The organism is Kribbella sp. NPDC049174 (genome assembly GCF_043197365.1).
Lineage (GTDB): Bacteria > Actinomycetota > Actinomycetes > Propionibacteriales > Kribbellaceae > Kribbella.
Window position 1 is genome coordinate 371,796 of record NZ_JBICSZ010000001.1, and the last position, 24,695, is coordinate 396,490.

Genomic DNA, 24,695 nt, shown 5'->3' on the forward strand with positions numbered 1-24,695 from the left:
TGGCTTACAACAGCCGGGCCGGCCACCTGAGCCGCCCCGGACAACTATGGGGGAGTACTACGGCAGCCGGATGACCTGGGCGGCGTACACCAACCCGGCGCCGAAGCCGATGATGAGCGCGAGATCGCCGCTCTTCGCCTCGCCGGACTCGCGCATCGCGGTGATCGCGAGCGGGATCGACGCGGCCGAGGTGTTGCCCTGCCGCTCGATGTCGCGCGCCACCTTGACCTGCTCGGGCAGTTTCAGCGTCCGCCGCATCGCGTCGGTGATCCGCATGTTCGCCTGGTGCGGCACGAACAGGTCGAGGTCCTCGGCCTTGACGCCGGCCACGTCGAGGGCCTGCTGCGCGGTCTTCGCCATCTCGAACGACGCCCACCGGAACACCGGGTTGCCGTCCATCTCCAGGTGCGGCCAGTTGGAGCTGCTGACCGCCTCCTGCCAGGACTCCTTCTGGCTGATCACCTCGTGTTGGGTCCCGTCGGAACCCCACACGACCGGGCCGATCCCCGGCTCGTCGGCCGGCCCGACCACCGCGGCACCGGCTCCGTCGGCGAAGATGAACGCCGTACCGCGATCGGTCCGGTCGGTCAGGTCACTCAGTCGCTCGACCCCGATCGCCAGCACGTACTTCGCGCTGCCGCCGCGGACCAGGTCGTTGGCCATCGCGATGCCGTAGCAGAAGCCCGCACAGGCGGCAGAGATGTCGAACGCGGCCGCGGTCGGGGCACCGACCTCGACCGCGACCCGGGTCGCGATCGCGGGGGTCTGGTAGAGGTGCGTGACGGTGGAGACGATGACGCAGCCGATCTGGCCCGGCTCGATCCCGGACTCCTTCAGCGCGTCCTTGGCGGCGTTCACCGACATCATCAGAACGGTCTCGTCCTCCTCGGCCCAGCGCCGCTCCTTGATCCCGGACCGGGTCTGGATCCACTCGTCACTGGAGTCGATGTGCTCCAGGATCTCCGAGTTCGGTACGACGCGGCGCGGGCGGTACGACCCGATGCCGAGGACCCCGGCGTACGGCGTACCGGTCTGAGGAGTGATCGCGGTCATGGGGCCTCCCGGCCTGGACTGAGGAGCGGAGGGAGCGAAGCGACTGGAGTGACGAGGGAAGGCCGGGAGCCAAGGCCCCATGACCACGCCGGCGCCGAAGGCCCGGCCAAAAGCACGGTCATCAGTTTGCTCCGTTCGGGTGCAGTCGGACGAGCGGTTGTCCGGGGGAGACCGGGTCACCCTCCTCGACCAGCCACTCGACCACGATGCCGCCGTGTGGAGCCTGGATGTCGAGTTCGTCGCGCAGGCTCTTCACCTGGGCCACCACCTCGCCGGCCTCGACCGTGTCGCCCTGCTCGCGCCGGACCTGGGCCTCGCGGGTGAAGGTGCCCTTCATCGGCGCGACCAGCAGCCGCCAGGTCGGCGACGCGTCGATCTCGGACGGGCTGCCGTGCTTCTCGGCGAACGCGCGGGCGTCGTCGAGCTGGTCCGGCGTCTTCAGCGCGAACGTCTCGACGCCCTTGAGGGCACGCCGCGCGATCCCGGTCAACGTGCCGGCCGGCGGCAGCTCGAGGATGCCGGTCACCTGCAGGTCGGCCATCGTCTCCATGCACAGGTCCCAGCGGACCGGGGAGTTGACCTGGCTGACGAGCCGGCTCAGGACCTCGCGGCCGTCGTGCACGACCTGGCCGTCGCGGTTCGAGATCAGCCGGGTCCGCGGGTCGTGGGTGCTGATCGCGGTCGCGTACTTCGCCAGCGTCTGGACCGCGGGCTCCATGTGCTTGGTGTGGAACGCACCGGCCACGGACAGCGGGATCAGCCGGGCCTTGGCCGGCGGGTCGGCCGCCAGCGCGGCGAGCTCCTCGACCGTGCCGGCGGCGACGATCTGGCCGGGGCCGTTGTCGTTCGCCGCGGTCAGGCCGTGCTCGGCCAGCTTGGCCAGGATCTCGTCCCGGTCGCCGCCGAGGACGGCCGTCATCGAGGTGGCGGTCAACGCCGAGGCGGCGGCCATCGCCTTGCCGCGCTCGCGGACCAGCACCATCGCCTGCTCGGCGGAGAGGACGCCGGTGCCGGCCGCGGCCGCGATCTCACCGACACTGTGCCCGGCGACGGCGCCCACCTTGCTGAGCGCGTCGGACGGGTGCGGGAACACCGCCAGCGCGGCCAGCATGCTGGACGCGACCAGCAGCGGCTGCGCGATCGCGGTGTCCCGGATCGTGTCGGCGTCGGCCTTGGTGCCGTAGTGGGCGAGGTCGAGGCCGGCCACCGCGGAGAGCCAGTGCAGCCGGCTCTCGAACGCGGGATCTTCCAGCCACGGGTCGAGGAATCCTGGGGTCTGGGCACCCTGACCGGGCGCGACGATGACGAGCACGTGACAACTCTCCCTGAGCCGCGCAGTCCGTGGGCCGGAATGCAGCACGAATTCTACCGGGCCGACTTTGTAGGAATCCTACAAAACGGAGCTCCCCGGCTCGGGGTTCAGCAGGCGGCCCAACGCCAGTGCGACACGCAGTGTGAAAGCGTCTCGCGGGTTCAGTGGCGAGTAGCCCGTGATCTCGCCCACACGCTTCAGCCGATACCGGACAGTATTCGCGTGGATGAACATCGCCCGGGCCGTCGCCTCGATCGATCCACCCGAGTCGAGGTACGCCGACACGGTGTCGAGTAGCACGCCATCGCCTATTGTGAGCGGGCCGTAGACGTCGGAGGCGAGTTGGCGACGCGCGTGGCCGTCTCCGGAGAGTGACCGTTCCGGCAGCAGTTCGTCGGCCTCGACCGGTCGCGGAGCCGCCGGCCAGGCGGGTGCCGCGCGGAGTCCGGCGATGGCCGCTCGGGCGGACGTCACGGCCGCCATCAGGTCTTTCACCACCGGTCCGACGACGATCGGACCGGGTCCGAACCACTGAGCGAGGTTTTGTACGATCTCGACAGGTTTACTCGTACCACCGAGTACTACCACCAGCCGGTCGCCCTGCATCGCACACAGAGCGTCAGCACCGGCCTCCCGGGCCGCGTGCCGGACCACGTCGGCCACGTTGGCGCTGCCGGGCTCGGATTCGGGCGCCCGGCCGACGACCACCGTCACCTCCGCGGACCCCGTCGTACCGGCTCCGGTCCAGCCGAGGGCGGAGGCGCGGGAGCGGACCGACTCGTCGGCTTCGCCGCGGATCACCGAGTCGACGACCAGGGCCTCGAGCCGGGCATCCCAGGCGCCGCGCATCTCGGCGGCTTGCGCGTAAACGGTGGCGGCGGCGAACGCGACCTCGCGGGCGTAGCGCTGCATCGCCTCACGGACCACCGGCACGTCCTCGGGCGGGAGCAGGTCGCCGATGGTGTTCTCGATCATCTCGATCGTGGTCCGGAGCAGGTCGACGGTCTGGTGCAGCGAGATGACCCGGGTGAACTCGCGCGGCGCCGAGCCGAACATCCGGATCGGCATCGACGAGTGTTCCTCGGGGTCGCGGAACCAGTCGACGAACGCAGTGATACCGGACTGCGCGACCAGCCCGATCCAGGACCGGTCCTGCGCGGACAGCTTGCCGAACCAGGGCAGCTTCTCGTCCATCGCGGCCATCGCGGCAGTGGCCAGCGCGCCAGTCGCGCCCTGCAACCGCTCCGCCCGGGCCAGATGCTCCTTCGACCGCTTCGCCACGTCCCGACCATAACCGCTGCCATCATGGGTGCATGACGGTATTGATGCCACGCCTCCGGCGCGGCGGGTCATGGGGCTTTGGCTCCCGACCTTCCCTCGTCGCTCCAGTCGCTTCGCTCCCTCCACTCCTCAGTCCAGGCCGGGAGGCCCCATGACCGACAAGGCGGGTGTGGCGGATGCGGTGGCGGCGCTGCGGGCGATCGGGTACTACCTCGAGCGCGACCAGCAGCCGACGCACCGGGTGAAGGCGTACCGGCGAGCGGCCGACACGATCGCGGCCCTGCCGGCGGCCGAGGTCCGGGCCCGCCGCCGGGCCGGGACGCTGACCGAGCTGCCCGGGATCGGGCCGAAGACCGAGGCCGTCATCCTCGAGGCGATGGACGGCAGCACCCCGTCGTACCTGGTGAAACTCGAAGAGGCCGCGGGCGCTCTCACCACGGCCGGTACGGCGATGCGCGCGGAGCTCAAGGCGGATCTGCACCTGCACTCGGAGTGGTCCGACGGCGGCAGCCCGATCGAGGAGATGGCGCGGACGGCGTACAACCTCGGGCACAAGTACATGGCGCTGACCGACCACTCGGCCCGGCTCACCGTCGCCAACGGACTGTCCCGCGAACGGCGGATGCAGCAGCTCGAGGTGGTCGCCGAGCTGAACAAGAAGCTGGCGGACGAGCTGGACGGCTTCACCATCCTGAACGGCATCGAGGTCGACATCCTCGAGGACGGTTCGCTCGACTGTGACACCGAGATCCTGGCCCGGCTCGACCTCGTCGTCGCCAGCGTCCACTCGAAGCTGCGGATGGCGGCCGAGCCGATGACCGAGCGGATGGTCCGGGCGATCGCGAACCCGCATGTCGACATCCTCGGTCACTGCACCGGCCGCCTGATCACCGGCGGCCGCGGGACCCGGCCGGAGTCGGACTTCGACGCGGAGATCGTGTTCGAGGCGTGCCGTCAGTTCGGCACCGCGGTCGAGATCAACTCCCGTCCGGAGCGGCTGGACCCACCCAAGCGGCTGCTGTCGCTGGCGGCCGAGATGGACTGCATGTTCTCCATCGACACCGACGCTCATGCCCCCGGCCAGCTCGACTGGCAGGTCTACGGCTGCGAGCGCGCCGAGGACTGCGGTGTGACCCCCGACCGCGTCATCAACACCTGGGACCAACAGAAACTGCAGGAATGGGCGGCATCATGAGCGACCTGGAGAAAGACCCGGCGGAGATCGTGTCCGTGTGCGGGGAGGGGGGATCCGTGCTGGAGTTCCTCGAGCCGCGGCAGGTGGTGCTCGGCCGGACGACGAAGGTACGGCGGCTGCTACCGAACAAGAACCGCCGGATGGTCGGTGCGTGGTGCTTCGTGGACCACTACGGCCCGGACGACCTCACGAGTCGCGTCGACTCGTACGGCGTACCGGGGGAGCGGGGGATGCAGGTCCCGCCGCACCCGCACACGAGTCTGCAGACGGTCAGCTGGTTGTTCGAGGGCGAGATCGAGCATCGCGACAGCGTCGGATCGCACGCGATGGTCCGGCCGGGTGAGCTCAACATCATGACCGCGGGCAACGGGATCGCGCACTCCGAGGTGTCGACGCCGACCGCGCCGCCGATCCTGCACGGCGCCCAGCTGTGGGTCGCGCTCCCGGACTCCGTGCGTACGACCGTCCCGCCGGCCTTCAACGCGTACGCCGACCTGCCGACGATCGACTTCGACGGCGCCCGGGCCACGGTCATGGTCGGCACCGTCGCCGGCGTCACCTCACCCGCCCCGGCCTACACCCCACTGGTCGGCGCCGACCTCACCATCGACCCCGGCCGCACGGTGACGGTGCCACTCACCCTGTCCAACGAGTACGCCGTACTGATCGTCGACGGCTCCGTCACGGTCGGCGACCTGACCCCGTCGTTCGGCGAGATGGTCTACCTCGGCGACGGCCGTGAGTCGGTCGACCTGGTTGCCTCAGACAACGGCACCCGTCTGCTCCTCCTCGGCGGCGAACCCTTCGAGGAGCAGTTGGTGATGTGGTGGAACTTCATCGGCCGCAGCCACGAAGAGATCGTCACCGCCCGCGATGCCTGGCAGGACGCCATCGCCGCCGGCGGCACCGATCGCTTCCCGATGGTCCCGGGCTACGACGGTGACCCACTGCCGGCACCCGCGCTACCCGCTACCGCGCTGAAACCAAGGCCGCGGGCGCGCTGACGCGGCGGCGGTAGTAGGCCCAGGTGAGGACCAGGAGCGACGGTCCCCAGAGCTGGAGCGGGGCGTAGCAGCCGATCATCAGGACGGCCCAGCCGGTGCCGGCGAACGGGAGGAAGTCGTCGGTGAAGACGTCGCGGAAGCCGTAGGTCCAGATCGCGATCAGCGACAGACTCCCCAGGATCGCCGGGACGATCGCGGCGTACGGGTTGACCCGGCGGCCGCCGATGAACGGGATCCACCGCGGCGCGACCTCGCCCCACGGTTTGACCAGGCCGAAGGCGATCAGCGCGACGGCCTCGGCGAACAGCGACAGGCAGATGACGTAGATCGTCTCGCCGGTCCCCTCCAGGTAGATCGGATGGCCGGCGTCGTCGGTCATGCCCATCGAGGACCCTGCTACCAGCCCGAGCCGCCACAGACCGGACGGCAGGGTCATGAACGGGATCGCGTGGGCCAGCCAGTAGGCCCACCGGGGCACGGGGAGCTCAGTCGTTTTCACACTTCCGAGCATTCAACGCGCGCCGCCGCGGGACCTCACCCGTGAGAGTGAATCGGCTCCCTCCAGAGAGCGTTTCAGAGCAGGTCGTGGTCGCGGGCGTACGCCGCCGCCGCGGTCCGGGAGGGGACGTCGAGCTTGGTGAAGATGTTGGTCAGATGCCGGGCCACCGTCTTGTCGCTGAGCACCAGCCGGTGCGCGATCTCGGTATTGCTGTTGCCCGAAGCAACCAAGCGCAGAACTTCGAGCTCGCGGCCGGTGAGCCCGCCGGCGATGTCGCGGTGGAGCAGTTTCTCGGCGTCCTGCCGGGCCGGTGTCGCACCGAGCTCCGTGAAGATCCGGACCGCGGACGTCAGCTCGGCCGTCGCGGAATCCTCGTCGCCGAGCAGCCGGAAGGCCCGTCCGACCAGTACCTTCGCCCGGGCGACCTCGTACGGCGCCTGCAGTCCGTTCCACAGCTGCATCGCCGCCCTGGCCTCCGGTAGCGCGCGGTCGGGTTCGTTGCTCTCCAGAGCCACCAAGGCCATGCTGTAGGCGGCGATGGCGCGCAGACCGGCACATCCGAAGCTCTCGGCAATGCCGTTCAGCTCCACAGCGGCCGTTGTCGCGTCATCGACGTGTCCGCCGGCGATCAGCACCTCGACAGCCGCGGGCAGTTGCCGTGAGCGGTGTACCTGGTCGCCGGTCTCGGCGAGCAGTCGCCGTACCGCTGCGACTGCTGCGGGTGTGCGACCGCGGGCGAGCAGCAGCAAGGCGCGACCTGGCTGGGGTTCGAAGCCGAACCCGGCCGCTTCGTCGTATGCGGCCTCAGCCGCGAGGTAGTCGCCACGAATCCGCAGTACGTCCCCGCACTCACTCAGTGCGAGTCCGGCGGCAGCCTGCGAACCTGCGGCCGCATAGCGCTGGCAGGCATTGTTGAACTCCTCCAGGGCCTCGCCGAACGCACCATGCAGTCGAAGGATCTGACCCCGATGGACGGCGCATTGGCCGGTGTACGGAACCAGGTCGGGCTGAGTGTCGCACCAGCGGGTCAGCGCCGTGGTCCACGCGGACGCGCGGCCGAAGTCCAGCACCTCCTGGCAGCCCTCGATCATCGCGCAGTACACGTTGCCGGCGAAGATCGGCGACACCTCGCCCGCCGCGACCCCGACCATGGCCTCGTCCAGGAGCGCCAATCCCTCGGGCACGCGGCCGGAGTACATCAGCAGCCGGCCCTGGCAGACCAGGCCCTGAGCCAACAGGTCGGGATCGTGGAAGCGCCGAGCGGCCGCGGCGATCTCGGTGCCGACGCGCAGCGCCCCGACGAAGTCGCCCTGCCCGAGGTACCGGTAGAACTCGTGGATGCGGAGGTAGCCGCGTTCCACCACGTCGTCGGGCTGATCCTCCAGCAGCCGTTCCGCGCGGGCGGCCCAGCCGTTGCCGACGGCCCCTTCACCCCGGACGTTGTGCACCATTCCGAGCCAGAACGCGAACCGGACCGCGCCCAGGGGATTGGCGCCGTCGACCTGCAGGCGATAGCCGCGCTGCAGCGCCCGGATACAGGCATCGTCGTTACCGACCAGGTAGGCCGCGGTGGCGAGAGCCAGCAGTTCGTCCGCGCCGAGCGCGGCCGCGCCCGATTCGTCCGCGGCCGCGGACAGCTCTTCGTAGGCGACCGCCCAGTCGCGTCGTTCGTACGCCCTGCGTGCCCGCTCCAGATCGTCGACAATGCCCATTACCCGCGACCTCCCCTACTCGCGAGAATGCGCGCTCCGTCACGCAGCGGCAAGACTCCGGCCGGCACCGGTTCGGGCCGCGATGCGCTTCGCGACGTACGCGGCGTCCCGGCCCACGCCCGGCAGGACCATCGAACTGAAGGCGAACTGGAAGGACAGCCCGCAGAAGAACAGCCCCGGCGCGTCCGGGACCACGCCCCGCAGCTCCGACGGCCAGCCGTCCGGACCGAACACCGGCAGCCGGATCCAGTCGAAGACCTGCTTGAAGCCGGTCGCCCACACCACGTTCGCCACGTCCAGCACCCGGTCGTCGCCGAGCACCGGCCGCCCGTCGCGGACACCGGTGACCCGGTCGAGGACCCGCTCGACCCCTCGCTCGAGCAGGTCCTCGCGCTTGACCCGGAGCATCGGGCCGCCGTGGAACCGGATCTCCTCCATCGCCTTCCGCCCGATCGGGGTCCGCCGGGTGACCAGGTGCTTGCCGAAGAACAGGAAGACCGGGAAGAAGACGCGCGCCCCGGGGGTGCCCAGCCGCACCGGGATCTGGCCGGGATCGCGTCCGCACAAGATGGTCGGGTGGCTGGTGGCGACCTCGTACGCGATGTCCGTGCCCGAGTGCGAGCCGCCGACGACCAGCACCGGCCCGTCCTTCAGTTGCTCGGGCCGGCGGTACTCGCTCGAGTGCAGTTGCCGGATCGCCGGGTCGAGGTCGACCGCGAAGTCCGGTAGGTACGGCGTCTTGCCGAAGGTGCCGGTGGCAACCACGACGTTGTCGGCGTGGATGGTCCCCGTGCCCGTGGTCACGATGTACCGGCCGTCGGACGACTCGAGCCTCTCGACCCGGGTGCTGCTCCGAACCGGGAGATCGAAGCGATCCACGTACGCCGTGAGGTAGTCGGCGACCTCGTCCTTCGTCGGGTAGTCCCAGCGGTCGCCCGGGAACGGCAGCCCGGGCAGGCCGTCGTACTTGATCGGTGTGTAGAGCCGCAGCGTGTCCCACTGCGCCCGCCACTGGTCGCCGATCCGGACATTGCCGTCCAGGATCAGGAACGGCCGACCGCGCTTGCGCAGGTGGTAGCCGGTGGACAGCCCGGCCTGGCCGGCACCGATGATGACGGTCTCGATACTTTCGGTGTTCATGCGAGCCTCCGCCCGTCAGTGGCGACGCAACGCGCGGCGGTGTGGTAGCGCAACCACCACAGCAGCATCAGCGCGGACGTCACGACGTAGAAGCCGTGCAGGGCCCAGATCGGTCCCGGCGGCAGGTGCACCACGTAGATGCAGTGGACGGCGTTGCCGACGTTCGCGAGCACCAGGTTCGCCGGGCTGTACGACTTGAGGTCGCGGGTCCGGATCGCCTTGATCACCATCGGCAGCGCGCTCGACGCGAAGAGGAGGGTGGACACCGTCCCCGCGAGAAGAGCAACGCTTGCGCCAGTCATGTCACTGACGGTAGGGACCGGGGCCTGCCCGGCGCGTCGGACGGAATGCGCAACCTGCGCGGGGCGCTCCCTACGACGTTTGTCGTAGGGCAGTGTGCCGGCCGGTCCAGGGCGACGGGGTACGGGCCGGACGAGACAGGGGTGCGGACGTGCAACAGCCGCTCGCCGTCAGCGGCGAGCGGCTGCTCCGCGGATGCCGGCGTCAGGCGCCGGCATCCTCCTGCTTCACGCCGGCGTCAGGTGCCGGCATCCTCCTGCTTCGCGTCGGCGTCAGGCGCCTGCGCCCTCCTGCTTCACCCCGGCGACCGCGGTCGGGTCGTCGATGCGGTACTTGCGGGCCGCCTCGGCGGCGACCTCCGGCTTGACGTCACCGCGCTTGGCCAGGATCTCCAGCGTGGCGACGACGACCGACTCGGCGTCCACGTGGAAGTGCCGCCGGGCCGCGGCCCGGGTGTCGGCCAGGCCCCAGCCGTCGGTCCCGAGCGAGGTGTAGTCGTTCGGCACCCAGCGGGAGATCTGGTCCTGGACCGACCGCATGAAGTCGCTGACCGCGACGACCGGGCCCTTGGTGTCCTTCAGCTGCTCGGTCACGAACGGCACCTGCTCCGGCTCGTCCGGGTGCAGCAGGTTGTGCTCCTCGGCCGCGATCGCGTCCCGGCGCAGTTCGTTCCACGAGGTCACCGACCAGATGTCGGCGGCCACCGAGTACTCCTCGGCCAGGATCTGCTGGGCCTTGCGGACCCACGGCAGCGCGACACCGGACGCGAGCAGCTGCACCCGCGGTACGTCGTCGCCCTCGGCCGTCTCGTACTCGCTGAACCGGTAGATCCCCTTCAGCAGCCCCTCGACATCGAGGTTCTCCGGCTCGGCGGGCTGCGGAACGGGCTCGTTGTAGACGGTCAGGTAGTAGAACACGTCCTCACCGAACGGCGTGTCCTTGTCCAGGCCGTAGCCGTACATCCGGCGCAGGCCGTCCTTGACGATGTGCGCGACCTCGTAGGCGAAGCCCGGGTCGTAGTGCACCGCGGCCGGGTTGCTCGAGGCGAGCAGCGGCGAGTGACCGTCGGCGTGCTGAAGACCCTCACCGGTCAGGGTGGTCCGGCCGGCCGTCGCGCCGATCAGGAAGCCCCGGCCGAGCTGGTCGCCGAACGCCCAGAGCGAGTCACCGGTCCGCTGGAACCCGAACATCGAGTAGAAGATGTAGAACGGGATCATCGGCTCGCCATGCGTCGCGTACGCCGTACCGGCCGCGATCATCGAGCCCATCGCGCCGGCCTCGCTGATGCCCTCGTGCAGCAGCTGACCCTGCTCGGACTCCTTGTACGACAGCAGCAGGTTGCGGTCGACCGCCTCGTACTGCTGGCCGTGCGGCGAGTAGATCTTGGCCGTCGGGAACATCGAGTCCATGCCGAAGGTGCGGTACTCGTCCGGGGCGATCGGGACGATCCGGTGGCCGATCTCCGGGTCCTTCATCAGGTCGCGGAACAGTCGAACCAGCGCCATCGTGGTCGCCACCGGCGAGTTGTTGCCCTTGCTCAGCGGCTTGTAGACGTCGTCGCCGGGCAGTTTCAGCGTGGTCTTCGGCGCGACCCGGCGCTCCGGCAGGGAGCCGCCGAGCTGCTTGCGCCGCTCCATCATGTACTGGTACTCCGGCGAGTCGGTGCCGGGGTGGAAGTACGGCGGGTTGTACGCGTCCTCGAGGTCCTTGTCCTCGATCGGCAGGTAGAGCCGGTCGCGGAACGCCTTCAGGTCGTCCGAGGTCAGCTTCTTCATCTGGTGGGTCGCGTTGCGGCCCTCCAGCGCCTCGATCGTCCAGCCCTTGATGGTCTGGGCCAGGATCACCGTCGGCTGGCCGACGTGCTCGGTCGCGCTCTTGAACGCGGCGTACACCTTGCGGTAGTCGTGACCGCCGCGGGGCAGCTTGCGCAGGTCCTCGTCGGACAGGTTGCGGACCATCGCCTGCAGCCGCTGGTCACCGCCGAAGAAGTTGTTCCGGATGTACTCGCCGGACTCGACGGAGTAGGTCTGGAACTGGCCGTCCGGGGTGGTGTTCATCTTGTTCACCAGCGCGCCGTCGTGGTCCTGCGCCAGCAGGCTGTCCCACTCCCGGCCCCAGATCACCTTGATCACGTTCCAGCCGGCGCCGCGGAAGAACGCCTCCAGCTCCTGGATCACCTTGCCGTTGCCGCGGACCGGGCCGTCCAGCTGCTGCAGGTTGCAGTTGATCACGAAGGTGAGGTTGTCCAGCTCCTCGCGGGCGGCCAGGCCGATCGCGCCGAGCGACTCCGGCTCACCCATCTCGCCGTCACCGAGGAACGCCCAGACGTGCTGCTGGCTGGTGTCCTTGATGCCGCGGTGGTGCAGGTACCGGTTGAACCGGGCCTGGTAGATCGAGTTCAGCGCGGCCAGACCCATCGAGACGGTCGGGAACTCCCAGAAGTCCGGCATCAACCGAGGGTGAGGGTACGACGACAGTCCGTTGTGCGGACCGCGGGAGACCTCCTGGCGGAAGCCGTCCAGCTGGTCCGACGACAGCCGGCCCTCGAGGAAGGCGCGGGCGTACATCCCGGGGGAGGCGTGGCCCTGGATGAAGACCTGGTCGCCGCCGCCGGGGTGGTCCTTGCCGCGGAAGAAGTGGTTGAAGCCGACCTCGTACAGGCTGGCCGCGGACTGGTAGGTGGCGATGTGGCCGCCGACCTCGAGGCCCTTGCGGTTGGCCTTGCTCACCATCACCGCGGCGTTCCACCGGATGAAGGCGCGGATCCGTCGCTCGATGTGCTCGTCGCCGGGGAACCACGGCTCCCGCTCGGGCGGGATCGAGTTGATGTAGTCGGTGCTCCGCAGCGCGGGCACCCCGACCTGTCGCTCCCGGGCTCGCTCGATCAGCTTGAGCATCAGGTAGCGCGCTCGCGCCTTGCCCCGTTCGTCCAGGACCGCGTCGAGCGATTCGACCCACTCCCGTGTCTCGTCGGGGTCGATGTCGGGGAGCTGGGTGGGCATCCCCTCGGTGATGATGGCTGGTGGTTCGTGTCCGGAAGCCACGGTGTCCTGCCGTTCTCTCTGGTTGTCTTCACCGCAATCCTGTCACCTGTTCGGAATGCGTTCTACTTCGCCTTCCACAGGGGCCCGATTCTCGTCGTTCCGGCGTGTTCCCACCGGACACGGACGGTGCCCGCCCCGCGGATACCGGACACGTCACGGAACCTTCGTGCATACTTGCGCGACGCGGTAGGCCACGATGGACTATCGCTACTGACGCCTACCCCCGGGCAAGCGGGGACCACGGAGGAGGACACGTGAGCGCGACCGCGGACCACGCGGACGGCAAGAGCGGGGGGCCGACCATGGCTTCCCGGCTCGGCCTGGAGACCGGCTGGATCGTGCAGGAGATCGGGTACGACGACGACTGCGACGACGAGTTCCGCGACGCGATCCGGCAGATCACCGGAGAGGAGTTCGTCGACGAGGACACCGACGAGGTCGTAGACGTCGTGCTGCTCTGGTTCCGGGAGGACGACGGCGACCTGGTCGACGCCTTCTTCGACATCCTGACCGACCTGAAGGCCGGCGGCGTGGTGTGGCTGCTGACCCCGAAGGTCGGCCGCGACGGGTACGTCGACGCCAGCGACATCGCCGAGGCCGCGCCGACGGCCGGTCTCGCGACGACGAGCAGCCTGACCGTGACCGACGACTGGTCGGCCACCAAGCTGGTGGTGCCCAAGTCGGCGCGCGGCCGGGGCTGACCGTCCGGTGACCCCTGCCGTCGGCAGCCGGGCACCGGACTTCACCGCCCGGAACCAGTACGGCGAACAGGTGCGGCTGAGCGATTTCCACGGCCGCCGGGACGTCGTGCTGGTCTTCTACCCGTACGCCTTCAGCGGGGTGTGCACGAGTGAGCTCACCACGCTGCGGGACCGGCCCGATCTGCTCGCGGCGGCGGAGTTCCTGGCGATCTCGTGTGATCCGATGTTCACGCTGCGGGCGTACGCGGACGCCCAGAAACTCGAGTTCGGTCTGCTCACCGACTTCTGGCCGCACGGCGCGATCGCGTCGTCGTACGGCGTCTTCGACCCCGACCGCGGCTGTGCGGTCCGCGGCACCTTCGTGGTCGACCGCACCGGCGTGATCCGGTGGTCCGTGGTCAACCCGATCCCGGAGGCCCGCAACCCGGACGACTACGCCGCGGCCCTGGCCAGTCTGACTCCGGATCTCGGGTAGACTGCGCGGTCGATGCGAGGGCGAATAGCTCAGCGGTAGAGCGCTTCCCTTACAAGGAAGATGTCGGGGGTTCGATCCCCTCTTCGCCCACGATCGAAATGAGCGAGGCCTGCGCGCGCAGGCCTCGCTCTTCGTGTCTTCCGGGGTGTGACCGGTGATCGGACGGTGTCGGCGGACGGCGTACCCGGTGGCCGGGACGCTCGTTGTGCTGGGTGGCGGCGGGCCCGCGAATTCTTAACCGTCGGCTGCCGAGATCGGACTCCTCCAGGGCGGGTCGCGGCTGGTAGGGTTCACGGCTGTCGGTCGGCGCGATGACACACCGGGAACACTCGGTCACGGCATCGTTCCGGCAGGCGAAATACGGGGCTTTCTGTCGGTGAGAGCGAGACGGGTCTGCCCTGAGCCCGGCTCCGTCCAGTTGGGGAGGCGCGTGTCCGTGGGTCGCCAACCGGCCACCGTTGTCCCGGTGACATGTCGGCCTGCGCTCCCGCTCGACGCCGTACCCGCCCTCCTCCCGGTGGTGGCATCGGCGTGCTGAGGAGCGGTGTGGACCGGCCGGCGATCAGCACCGGACCGGCCCTGATGATTCCGGCCGGGTACCCGCGCGATCTGCCGAGCGCGTTGCTGCGGGCCGCCCGCGACTTCGGCGGCGCCGGCGTGGTCGAGATCGGGCCGGACGGCCGCGAGACCAAACTCGACTTCCCGACCCTGCTCGAACTGGCCGCGCGCATCCTGGCCGGGCTGCGGGCGAACGGCGTACGGGCCGGCGATCCCGCGGTCGTGCACTGCACCGAACCGGTCGGTTTCTTCGCCTCGTTCTGGGCCTGCACGCTGGGCGGCATCCGCCCGCTGCTGATGGCGCCGAGCGCCGACGGCGACCGGACCGAGGAAGGCCGCGAGCGGCTCCGCAAGGTGACCGACCTGCTCGGCTGGACCGTCCTGATCGGCCGCCCGTCGGACCTGCCGAACGACCTCGGCCTGCCCGTCCTCGACCCGGACGCGCTGGCCGGCCACGAGCCGACCTCGGAGTTCCACCGTCCGGCCGCCGACGATGTCGCCGTACTGATGATGTCGTCGGGGACCAGCACCGGTACGCCGAAGATCGTGCAGCTGACCCATCGCGGCCTGGTCGAGTTCGCGGCCGGTACGCCGGCCATGCTGCCGGTCCGGCCGGGACAGACGACCCTGAACTGGCTGCCGCTGGACCAGAGCGGTGCGTTCCTGCTCTACCACCTCCTGCCCGTGTTCACCGGCTGCACGAACATCCACGTGAACACCAACTGGGTGCTGGCCAACCCGCTGCGCTGGCTCGACCTGATGGACCAGCACCGCGTCAACCACTCCTGGTCCCCGAACTTCGGCTACCGCCTCGCCACCCAGGCCATCGCGGGTGAGCCCGACCGGCACTGGGACCTGTCCGCGCTACGCAGTCTCGTCAGCGGTGGTGAGCAAATCACCGTGCCGGTGATGTCGGAGTTCCTCCGGCTGACGAATCGCTTCGGCGTCGTACCCGAGACCTTCGTCGCGGCCTGGGGGATGACCGAGACCGTCACCGGGATCACGTTCGCGCGGCCCGGCCTGACGCCGAACGTGCACCGCGTCCGCATCCCACCGACCGGAATCATCGAGTGGGTCGACCAGCGCCCCTCGAGCGGCAAGGTCGCGGTCGCGCGACCAGGTAAGGCCCGGGCCGAGGCGCCGGGCGTGCTCAGCCTGGTGTCGGTGGGTGCGCCGGCGCCGGGGACGACCGTACGGATCGTCGCGCCCAACGGAGCGGTCCTGCCGGAGGGACGGATCGGGCATCTGCAGGTCGCGTCCGCTCGGGTGACACCTGGCTACCTGGGCAACCTGGAGGCGGACCGGTCCGCGTTCCCGATCGGCAACTGGCCGGCCCGCAAGTGGCTCGCGACCGGTGACCAGGGCTTCATCACCGGCGGGCAGGTGGTCATCACCGGCCGGGACAGCGAACGCATCATCATGTCCGGGAAGCTGTACTACGCCCACGACATCGAGACGGTCGCCTCGTCGGTCGTCGGCGCCGAACACGGCCTGATCGCGGCCTGCGGGATCGCCGACGCCGACACCGGGACCGAGCGGCTGGTCGTGTTCTACGCGCTCACCCCCGAGTCGATCCCCGGGATGGACCAGGCGATCCGCAGCCTGATCCAAGGCCGGCTCGGCCTCGAGGCAGAGGTCATCGGCGTCCAGCGACGCGACTTCCCGACCACCCCCGGCGGCAAGATCCTCCGCCCGCTCCTGCGCCAACGCTGGATCGACGGCACCCTCGAAACCCCCGCCAGCCCGTACGTCGAACCAGCTGGCGCCAGCTCCTACTCCGGCCCAGCCGGCGAAGGCCCGTACGCCGACACCGCCGACACCCTCATCTCGGTCGAAGAAGACGCCGGCGAACGCACGATGGAACTCCCGGTCGTCCGCCTAGCCTGGAAACGCACCCTCCAGCAATCCATCCCCACCCCACCCGAACGCCCCACCCTGGGCGCCCCCCGGGTCCCCGAGGCCGACCTCACCAACAAAGCCTCCACCCCCCACCCCACCCCGCCACCCCCGGACCCCGAAGCCACCACCCTCCTCCCACGCATCACGGGTCCCGCTTCGGAGCCCACTACCCCCGCGCCGTCCCCAACCGCCCCGGACACCGACGCCCAAACACCCCCGGCAACCACCCACCCCGAGCCACCTGCGGAGCCCGAGCCGGCGACGGAGCCGGAGCCGACCGCCGCCTCCGTCGCCGAGGCAGAGGCCGCACATCCCGCCGACCCCGCTCATACCTCCGAGCCCGCCCCGACGACGACGGACGCCGAGCCACCAGCGCCTCCTGTCGCCGAGGCAGAGGGCGCGCGCCTCACCGACCCCGCTAGCACCTCCGAGCCCGCCCCGACTCCCGAGCCCACCTCGACGCTCACCGAGTCGGAGCCAACCTCCGAGATCGAGCCCACCTCCGAGATCGAGCCCACCTCCGACGCGGAGTCCGCGGCGACCCCCGAGCCCGACGCCACAACCGAGGCCAAGTCCGGGTGGGAGTCGAGTGAGCAGCCCGAGCAAGAGCCCGCCCAGGCCGCCGAGCACGGGTCCGACCCGACTCCCGAGCCAGAGTCCACCACCGAGCCCGAACTCAGTTCCGAGCCCGAGCCGACGGCCGACCCCGCCGCCGAGCCGGCGTCCGAACCGAGCGAAGAGTCCGCACATGCGGACGCACAGGCCACCGAACCAGACATGACCGCGGACTCAGTCACCGCAGCGTCGACTGTCGAGCCGTCACAACAGGTTGCTCAGGGCACCGAGCCCGACGAGACCTCCGACTCCGTCACCGCTGAGCCAGCCGCCGCTCCGGGCGTCGAGCCCACCCAAGAGGTTGCTCAGGCCATCGAGCCCGGGCCCGAATCCACCACCCAGCTGGTCGCCGAGCCGACCTCCGAGCCTGGGCAGGAAGCCGCTCGCGTTACCGAGTCCGAGAGCGACTCCCGAGCCGGTCAGACTCCGGAGCCCGCAACCGACGTCGAGCCCGTCTCCGTCAGCTCCGAGTCTGTCCCCGATCCGACCATCGAGCCCGCGGACGAAGCTGCTGAGTCCGCCGAGCCCGAGCCCACCCCGGAGCCTGACTCCACCTCTGAAGCCGAATCCGACACCGGCGAGGCCGACTCCGGCTCTGGCGTCGAGCCTGCTCAAGCGGCTGCTCAGGAACCCAAGCCTGAGCCCACCACGGAGGTCGAGGCCGCCACCGAGCAGGTCGCTGAGCCTGCTGCGGAGGACGCGCAGCCCGCCGAGCCCCAGGCCGACCCCGAGCCCGAGATCACCGCTCAGGCGGAGCCAACTTCCGAACTGGAGGTCGCCGCCACCGAGGTCGAGGCCGCCACCGAGCAGCTCGCTGAGCCTGCTGCGGAGGACGCGCAGCCCGTCGAGCCTCAAGCCGACCCCGAGCCCAACGTCACCGCCGGTGCGGGGCTGACTTCCGAGTCTGAGGTCGCCGCCGAGACTGCATCCGAGGCCGCCGGGGCCGAGTCCATCTCCGGCGGGGCCGAATCCGTCGCCGGGGCCGAGTCCGCTGCCGGCGAGGCCGGGTCCGAGCAGGGCGTCGTACCAGCCGGTGAGGTTGCTCAGGCCGACGAGCCCGAGCCTGCCGTAGAGGCCGAGCCCACCTCGGAGCTCACCGCCACCTCCGGGCCTCATACGGCCGCCGAGGTCGAGGCCGCTACCGAGCCGGTCGCTGAGCCTGCTGCGGTCGCGCAGCCCATCGAGCCAGAGGCAGAGCCCGAGCCTGAGGTGACCGCCGAGGCAGAGCTGGCCGCCGAGCCTGAGGTAGCCGACGAACCCGAGTCCGACGGGGCCGAGTCCGCTACCGGCGAGGCCGGATCTGAGCAGGGCGTCGAACCCGCCGGTGAGGTTGCTCAGGCCGTCGAGCCCGAGCAGACCGCCGAGGCTGCATCCGTCGCGGGAGAGGCCAAGTCCGAGGCGGGCGTCGTACCTGCGCAGGAGGCTGCTCAGGCCGAGGAGTCCGACCAGACCGCCGGGGGCGAGCTGGCCGAGGGCGTGCAGGCCGCCGATGTCGAGCAGGCTGGCGAGCAGGTTGCCGGGTTGAGTGCTGAGTCGGAGGGGGAGGTTGCTCGGCTTGTTGAGCCTGAGGCGACCTCGGAGCAGGAGCTAACCCCTGGGGCCGAGGAGGTTGCTGCTGAGGATGCGTCCGTCGCGGTAGAGGGTGAGCCTGAGGCGGGCGTCGTACCCGCGGGGGAGGTTGCGCAGGCCGCGGAGTCTGAGCCGGCCGGCGAGCAGGAGGTGACTTCCGGCGCTGAGGAGTCTGCTGCCGAGGCTGCAGTTGTCGCGGGGGAAGCCGAGTCTGAGCGGGCTGCCGGGGTCGGGTCGGGCTCGGAGCAGGAACGGGCTTCTGACGCTGACGAGGTTGCTGCCCAGGTACCTGAGTCTGTGAGCACATCCGAGGCCGGGGCTGTGGCTGCTGAGGGTGCGCGGGGTGGAGCTAAGGCGGTTGGTAAGGCGGCTGTGGTTGGGCCGGTGGCGGTGGTGGGGGTGGCTGGGCGGTTTCCGGGGGCGGAGACGTTGGAGCAGTTCTGGGACAACCTGGTGGGTGGGGTGGAGAGCATCCGCCGGTACACCCCGGATGAGGTGAGCCAGGCTGGGGGCCATCCTGACGACGAATTGGTCGCCGTGAATGGTGCGCTTGATCATGTGGAGTCGTTCGACGCACGGTTCTTCGGGCTCGGGGATCGCGAGGCCGAGTTGATGGATCCGGCGCAGCGGTTGTTCCTCGAGGTCTGCTACCAGGCGCTCGAGCACGGCGGGTATGCCGGGACGACCAGCCGCGTCGGTGTCTTCGCCGGCTCCGGCATGAATCTCTACACCCAGCAGAACCAGTCGCGGGACTCCATCGCCACCCGGGTCGCGTACCGTCTCGGCCTGACCGGCCCGGCGATCGGTGTGCAGTCCGCCTGGTCGTCCTCGCTGGTCGCGGTGCATCTCGCCTGCCAGGCGCTCAGATCCGGCGATGCGGATCTCGCTCTCGCCGGTGCGGCCGCCGTACAGGTGCCTCAGGCAACGGGTTATCACCCGGCGCCGGAGTCGATCCTGTCGCCGAGCGGTCAGGTCCGCGCGTTCGACGCCGGGGCCGACGGCACCGTCGGTGGCAACGGTGTGGCGGCCGTACTGCTCAAGCGGCTCGACCAGGCGGTGGCCGACGGCGACACCGTGTACGCCGTCATCCGTGGCACCGCGGTCAGCAACGAGGACGCGCCCGCGGGCAACCAGGTCGACCTGATCGAGCGGGCGCTCGAACGCGCCGGGTTCGCGGCCGACTCCCTCAGCTACATCGAGGCGAACGCGATCGGCAGTGCGACCGCCGACTCGGCCGAGGTGAACGCGCTGACGACCGCGCTGCGCCGGCACACGGACAAGGTCGGGTTCTGCACGATCGGCTCGGTCAAGCCGAACCTCGGCCACCTCGACAGCGCCGCGGGGATGGCCGGCCTGATCAAGACCATCCTGATGTTGCAGCACCGGACGCTGGTCCCGACGATCAACTACACCGAGCCGAACCCGCAGCTCGAGCTCGACGGCAGCCCGTTCGTGATCGGCACCGAGGTCCGCGACTGGACAGTGCCCGACGGTTCTGGCGGTACGACGTTGCGCGCCGCCGTCAGCGCACTCGATGCCGGCGGCACCAATGCACAGGTGATCCTGGAAGAGGCGCCGCGGCAGATCCGCCGCGGCGACGATGGTCCGGTCGTGCTGCCGCTGTCCGCACCCGACCTGGACGCGCTGGCCGACCTGGTCGAGCTGTACCGCACAGATCTCGGCCATGGCACCGGCCACCGCCTCATCGACCTCGCTGGTACGGCGGCACTCGGCCGACCCGCGTACCGCCACCGCATCGCGGTCGCGGGCTCGTCAGAGGCCGAGCTGGTCGACGCACTCGGCACAGCCCAGGCAGCTGAGGTGCCACGCGGTGGACCGGGCCCACTGGGCTATGCGTTCACCGGACAGGGCGCTGCACGTCGTGGCATGGCTGCCGGGCTTGCAGCTCGTTTCCCGGCGTTCAGGTCGGTGCTGGACGAGTGCGACCGCGTGTACGCCGAGGAGACCGGTGGCAGCCTGCTCGAGCTGTTGCTGACCCCAGCTGGTTCGTCTGAGGGCGTCTGGCCGACGGAGACCGCGCAGCCTGCTCTTTTCGCGTTTGAGCTGGCGTTGGCGCGGTTGTGGCAGTCGTTCGGTGTGCAGCCCGCACTGGTGGTCGGACACAGTGTGGGGGAGTACGCCGCTCTCTGCGTCGCCGGTGCGTTGTCACTCCAGGACGGCGTACGGCTGACGGCCAAGCGCGGCGAGCTGATGCAGCGTGGCACGGTGCCCGGCGCGATGGTCGCCGTACGGGCGGATGCTGATCGGGTCCGCGAGCTGGCGCAGACGCCGGGTGTGGAGATTGCCGCAGGCAACGGTCCGCAGTCGTTCGTGCTGACCGGGTCCGAGGTGATCGTCGGGCAGTTGGCCGCTCAGCTGGACCGGTTGGAGGTCGCGTGGCAGCGGCTGGATGTCGACCGGGCGTTCCACAGTTCGCTGGTGGACCCGATCCTCGCGGACTTCGCGGCGATCGTCCGCGAGATCACGCTGAAGCCGCTGCGTACGCCGATGGTGTCGAGCTGGTCCGGCGAGCTGCTCGAGTCGGGGACCGTGCTGGATGGCGACTACCTGGTCGGGCAGTTGCGGCAGCCGGTGCTGTTCGGCGATGCGGTCGAGGCTGTCACGGCGGCTGGGTGCCGGCGTTTCCTGGAGCTTGGGCCGGACGCCGTACTGAGTCCGGCCGGTCGCCGGATCGCGCCGAACAGCACGTGGATTCCGGCGCAGCGACTCGGGCAGGACCCGGTGCTGGCGACGATGAACGGCCTCGCTGAGTTGTACGAGCAGGGCACGGAGATCGCCTGGTCGAAGGTGTACGCCGATGGCGGTCGCGTGCCGTTGCCGACGTACCCATTCCGCCGTGTGCATCACCCGATCGACCCCTCGGCCACGGTTGCCGGCGCAGCTGCTGATGAGGCAAGTGCAGGACGGTCGGGTGCGCGGACGCAGCCGAGTGCGTTCGAGCGGGCGGCCCGGGCGCAGACCGCGGCCTTCGAGCCGGTGAGCGGTACTGGCCCCGCGGTGAAGAGGATCCCGCTGGACTCGCCGACCGAGCCGGATCCGGCCGAGACCGGGAAGTCCGATGACCCAGAGGCTGGAGATCGGTCGCCGTTCGCGCTGCCGGCCGAGACGCACCAGGTGGATGCGGACTACCTGCTCCAGGCGGGCTCCTTGTCGGGCGATCAGGTTTCGGCTGAGCGGTACCGGGAATCGCTGGATGCGGTGCTCGACCTGACCTGCGAGAAGCTGTCGCTCGACCCGTACGACCTCACCGTCGACCACACCTTCGCGGAACTCGGCGCGAACCCTGCTTCGATGACGCCGGTGATCGAGGAGATCAACACGCGCTTCGAGGTCAACCTCACCGCCGAGGACCTCTTCACCGCGCACACGACGCCGCACAAGCTTGCGACCGCGGTGGCTGTCCAGGCTCCGAAGGCGGAGGAGCCCGCGGCCGAGGCTGCCGAAGTTGCTGAGGGCATCGAACTCCCAAGTCCGCCCGAAGAAGTTGCCGAGACGCCTTCTGCTGTTGAGGATTCGGTCGAGGAAGCCCCCGTGCGCGATCCGCGCGCGGCGTTGGCGGTGCTGGGTTCGGGGCTCGCCGAGTTGGCGGCGAAGGTGGACGAAGCGGCCGAGGCGACCAGTGAGGCTGAGCTTCCTGGGTCTGGCATGGCTGCGCTCATGTCTCAACAGCTTCGCGTTGCAGGTCAGCTTGTCGACGGAGTGACGAAGTTGATGCGGGAGCAGTTGGCTCTCCTTGCTGAGCCCACTCCCGAAACCCCAGACACCACCGAGGCGGCTTCAGAGCCGGACGCCGCCGCGGAGGCGGGGGACGCCGGTGCCGAGGATGAGCCGTCCGGCGACGGTGCGGCGGCTGCGAGCGTCGTACCGGATCATGCTGCCGCGGGCGTCGTGCCGGATGATGCTGCCGCGGAAGCGTTGCACGAGGCCCGGGAGCTTCAGCGGCGGGACTTCGAGTACTGGGACTTGGCTTTGGCGGGTGCGGAGCCCCTGGTGCTGCCCGGCGATCGGCCGGCAGGTGAGCCCGGTGTTGGCTCGGTCAAGCAGGAGCTTGAGGGTGAGCTCGGCGACGCGGTGTTCGAGTTCAGCCGGGAGCGCAAGGTCAGCCCGCTGATGGTGATGCTCGCCGCGGTGGGGACTGTGCTCGGACGGTTCGCGGCGCAGGACGACGTGACCATCGGTACCGCGCTGATCCGGCCGAAGGGCGACACCTCCACGACGGCGCAGCGGGCGTTGCCGATCCGGATCGACCTGTCCGGTGAGCCTGATCTGGGGGAGATCGCACATCGGGTCCGCGACGTCACGACCGGTGCGTTCGACCACGCCGGCATCGATCTCGCTGTACTGGAGCGCGACCCGCTCTTCCACGTGCTGGTGGAGTTCGAGGAAGGCGAGGAGGAGCTGCCCGCGCACGTCGACCTGCGGCTGCGGCTCACCCACCACGGCGCCGGCATCACGTGTACGGCGGACTATCGCGCCGATCTGTTCGCGCAGAGCACCATCGATCGCCTGCTGGGTTATCTGGAAGCGGTACTGCGTCGTGCGACCAGCCAACCGCACTTGCGCCTGCCCGACCTGATGCTGCCGATCGAGTCCGACCTCGAGACGTTGCGTGAACTCGAGGGCGACATCGACCCCGCCGGTCTGATCGGCCGGGTCCGGCGGAACGCGGTGGTGGCCGGCGAGCTCAGCGGACTGCACACACTCTTCGAGCAGCAGGTCGCCCGGACCCCTGACGCGATCGCGCTGATCCAGGGCGAGCGGGAGTTGACGTACGCCGAGCTCGATCGCCGATCCAACGCGGTCGCGTGGCAACTCGTCGACCTCGGCGTGAAGCCCGGGCAACTGGTCGCCGTGCGTGTTGCCCGAGGCACCGAACTTGTCGTCGCCGTGCTCGCCGTACTGAAGTCGGGCGCGGCCTACCTGCCGCTGGATCCCGGCGTACCGGAGTCGCGCTGGGCGTTCATGGTCGAGGACGCGTCCGCGGTCGCGCTGGTCGGTGACGACGCGGCGCTGGCCGATCGGCTCGGGCTGCGGCTGGTTCCGGTCGCCGCAGTGGACGGTGATCTGCGGTCGCAGCAGCCGCCGCCGGTGCGGTCGGCGGCCGATGATGTTGCCTACTGCATCTATACGTCGGGCTCGACCGGCAACCCGAAGGGCGTGCTGGTTCCGCACCGCGGGCCGGTCAACCTGATCCGGCACTACCTGCGGACCCGGAGCTCGCTCCGGACGTTGCAGTGGACGTCGTTCGGTTTCGACGTCCACGTGCAGGAGTTGTTCACCGCGCTCGCGTCGGGTGCGCCGCTGGTGCTGATCGGCGAGGACGACCGGTACGACCCGGACGCGGTGATCGCGGCGCTGCGGGACCACCGGGTCGAGCGGCTGTTCATGGCATTCAGCCCGTTGACGGCGTTGCTCGCGACCATGCGCCGGCTGCCGGAACTGCCCGCGCTGCGCGAGATCGTCGCGGGCGGCGAGGCGATGGTGCTGACGCACAAGGTGCGCGACTTCCTCGACGTTCATCCGGACTGCCGGCTGTTCAACGAGTACGGTCCGGCCGAGGCGTCGATCGTGACCACGATCCACGAGGTCGACCCGGCCGAGGACCGGCCGTCGATCGGCCGTCCGGTCGAGGGCGTCGTCGTACGGCTGCTGGACGCGGCGCTGCGGCCGGTGCCGGTCGGTGCGGTCGGGGAGATCCACCTCGGCGGTGCGGCCGTTGCCCAGGGCTACATCGGGCGGCCGGAGGAGACCGAGCGCGTGTTCGTGCCGGACCCGGGTCATCCGGGCGGTCGGCTGTACCGCAGCCGCGACCTCGGTCGCTGGCGGGCGGACGGGACGCTGGAGTACCTCGGTCGCGCGGACGACCAGGTGAAGATCCGCGGTCACCGGGTCGAGCCGGGTGAGACCGAGCACGTCCTGGCGGATCAGCCGGGTGTCGTCGACGCGGTCGTGGTCGCGTGTGCGGATCCGGGCGGTGACACGTGCCTGCTCGGGTACGTCGTACTGGAGGACAGCGATCCCGCGGTGCTGGCCCGGCTGATGCTTGACTTGGGCAAGGAACTGCCGATCTACCTGGTTCCGGCCGACCTGATCCCGATCGAGGAACTCCCGCTCGACGACAACGGCCGGCTGGATCGCAGCCGCCTCCCCGAACCCGAGTGGCTCAAGCCTTAACCGGTACGTCGCCGCCCGGTCGGCTCAAGCCGCAGTTGGTACGTCGCGGTCGAAAGCCGGGACGTCGGTTCTGCACCGGGGACGGGGGTTGTGTCGGTGGCAGCCCTCCCGCAGCCACCGGCCCACCGTCCACGGTGCAGAAC

13 protein-coding genes and 1 tRNA gene are annotated in these 24,695 nt (G+C 70.0%); 6 read left to right on the forward strand and 8 right to left on the reverse strand.

All coding sequences use genetic code 11. The features are described 5' to 3' along the window. Positions 1–57 precede the first annotated feature (57 nt). The 3 genes from ACGFIF_RS01805 to ACGFIF_RS01815 all read right to left on the reverse strand — a co-directional run bounded on the left by ACGFIF_RS01805 (position 58) and on the right by ACGFIF_RS01815 (position 3,646). Positions 58–1,053 carry a beta-ketoacyl-ACP synthase III gene (locus tag ACGFIF_RS01805; RefSeq protein WP_393150319.1) on the reverse strand — a complete coding sequence of 332 codons (996 nt, stop codon included), beginning with the start codon at positions 1,051–1,053 and terminating at the stop codon, positions 58–60. Positions 1,054–1,174: 121 nt separating this feature from the next. Further along, positions 1,175–2,365, reverse strand: coding sequence for an acyltransferase domain-containing protein (locus ACGFIF_RS01810; RefSeq protein WP_393150321.1), 1,191 nt, complete (start codon positions 2,363–2,365; stop codon positions 1,175–1,177). A gap of 78 nt (positions 2,366–2,443) precedes the next feature. Then, on the reverse strand, positions 2,444–3,646 hold the full coding sequence (locus ACGFIF_RS01815; RefSeq protein WP_393150323.1) for a PucR family transcriptional regulator: 1,203 nt from the start codon (positions 3,644–3,646) through the stop codon (positions 2,444–2,446). 151 nt (positions 3,647–3,797) lie between these two features. Here ACGFIF_RS01815 and ACGFIF_RS01820 point away from each other — a divergent pair, with 151 nt between their 5' ends. Together ACGFIF_RS01820 and ACGFIF_RS01825 are read left to right on the forward strand one after the other, a co-directional pair. Next, positions 3,798–4,841 carry a PHP domain-containing protein gene (locus ACGFIF_RS01820; protein WP_393150325.1) on the forward strand — a complete coding sequence of 348 codons (1,044 nt, stop codon included), beginning with the start codon at positions 3,798–3,800 and terminating at the stop codon, positions 4,839–4,841. Further along, positions 4,838–5,845 (forward strand): pirin family protein, encoded by a 1,008-nt coding sequence (locus ACGFIF_RS01825; protein WP_393150327.1) that lies wholly within the window; start codon positions 4,838–4,840, stop codon positions 5,843–5,845. The genes ACGFIF_RS01820 and ACGFIF_RS01825 overlap by 4 nt, the downstream gene beginning before the upstream one ends. Here ACGFIF_RS01825 and ACGFIF_RS01830 read toward each other — a convergent pair. From ACGFIF_RS01830 to aceE, 5 genes are all read right to left on the reverse strand, one after another. Further along, positions 5,811–6,344: a hypothetical protein gene (locus ACGFIF_RS01830; protein ID WP_393150329.1), complete on the reverse strand. Its 534-nt coding sequence runs from the start codon at positions 6,342–6,344 to the stop codon at positions 5,811–5,813. The two genes, ACGFIF_RS01825 and ACGFIF_RS01830, sit on opposite strands and share 35 nt — an antisense overlap. 74 nt (positions 6,345–6,418) lie before the next feature. Further along, complete coding sequence (locus ACGFIF_RS01835; RefSeq protein WP_393150331.1) at positions 6,419–8,056, reverse strand: response regulator transcription factor; 1,638 nt, start codon at positions 8,054–8,056, stop codon at positions 6,419–6,421. A gap of 39 nt (positions 8,057–8,095) precedes the next feature. Beyond that, a complete protein-coding gene (locus tag ACGFIF_RS01840) occupies positions 8,096–9,196 on the reverse strand; it encodes a flavin-containing monooxygenase (protein WP_393150333.1) in 1,101 nt (366 codons plus the stop codon). Then, positions 9,193–9,498: a hypothetical protein gene (locus ACGFIF_RS01845; protein WP_393150335.1), complete on the reverse strand. Its 306-nt coding sequence runs from the start codon at positions 9,496–9,498 to the stop codon at positions 9,193–9,195. Before ACGFIF_RS01845 ends, ACGFIF_RS01840 begins: the two co-directional genes overlap by 4 nt. 270 nt (positions 9,499–9,768) lie before the next feature. Beyond that, positions 9,769–12,498 carry a pyruvate dehydrogenase (acetyl-transferring), homodimeric type gene (aceE, locus tag ACGFIF_RS01850; protein ID WP_393153611.1) on the reverse strand — a complete coding sequence of 910 codons (2,730 nt, stop codon included), beginning with the start codon at positions 12,496–12,498 and terminating at the stop codon, positions 9,769–9,771. A 296-nt stretch (positions 12,499–12,794) separates the two neighbouring features. Between aceE and ACGFIF_RS01855 the strand changes: the two genes are divergently transcribed. The 4 genes from ACGFIF_RS01855 to ACGFIF_RS01870 all read left to right on the forward strand — a co-directional run bounded on the left by ACGFIF_RS01855 (position 12,795) and on the right by ACGFIF_RS01870 (position 24,552). Next, positions 12,795–13,241, forward strand: coding sequence for a DUF3052 domain-containing protein (locus ACGFIF_RS01855; RefSeq protein ID WP_393150337.1), 447 nt, complete (start codon positions 12,795–12,797; stop codon positions 13,239–13,241). A gap of 7 nt (positions 13,242–13,248) precedes the next feature. Continuing rightward, entirely contained in the window at positions 13,249–13,716 is a 468-nt protein-coding gene (locus ACGFIF_RS01860; protein WP_393150339.1) for a peroxiredoxin, read from the forward strand. 18 nt (positions 13,717–13,734) lie between these two features. Beyond that, positions 13,735–13,806: transfer RNA gene (locus ACGFIF_RS01865), tRNA-Val, on the forward strand. 441 nt (positions 13,807–14,247) lie between these two features. Beyond that, entirely contained in the window at positions 14,248–24,552 is a 10,305-nt protein-coding gene (locus ACGFIF_RS01870) for an amino acid adenylation domain-containing protein (protein WP_393150341.1), read from the forward strand. Positions 24,553–24,695: the final 143 nt, after the last annotated feature.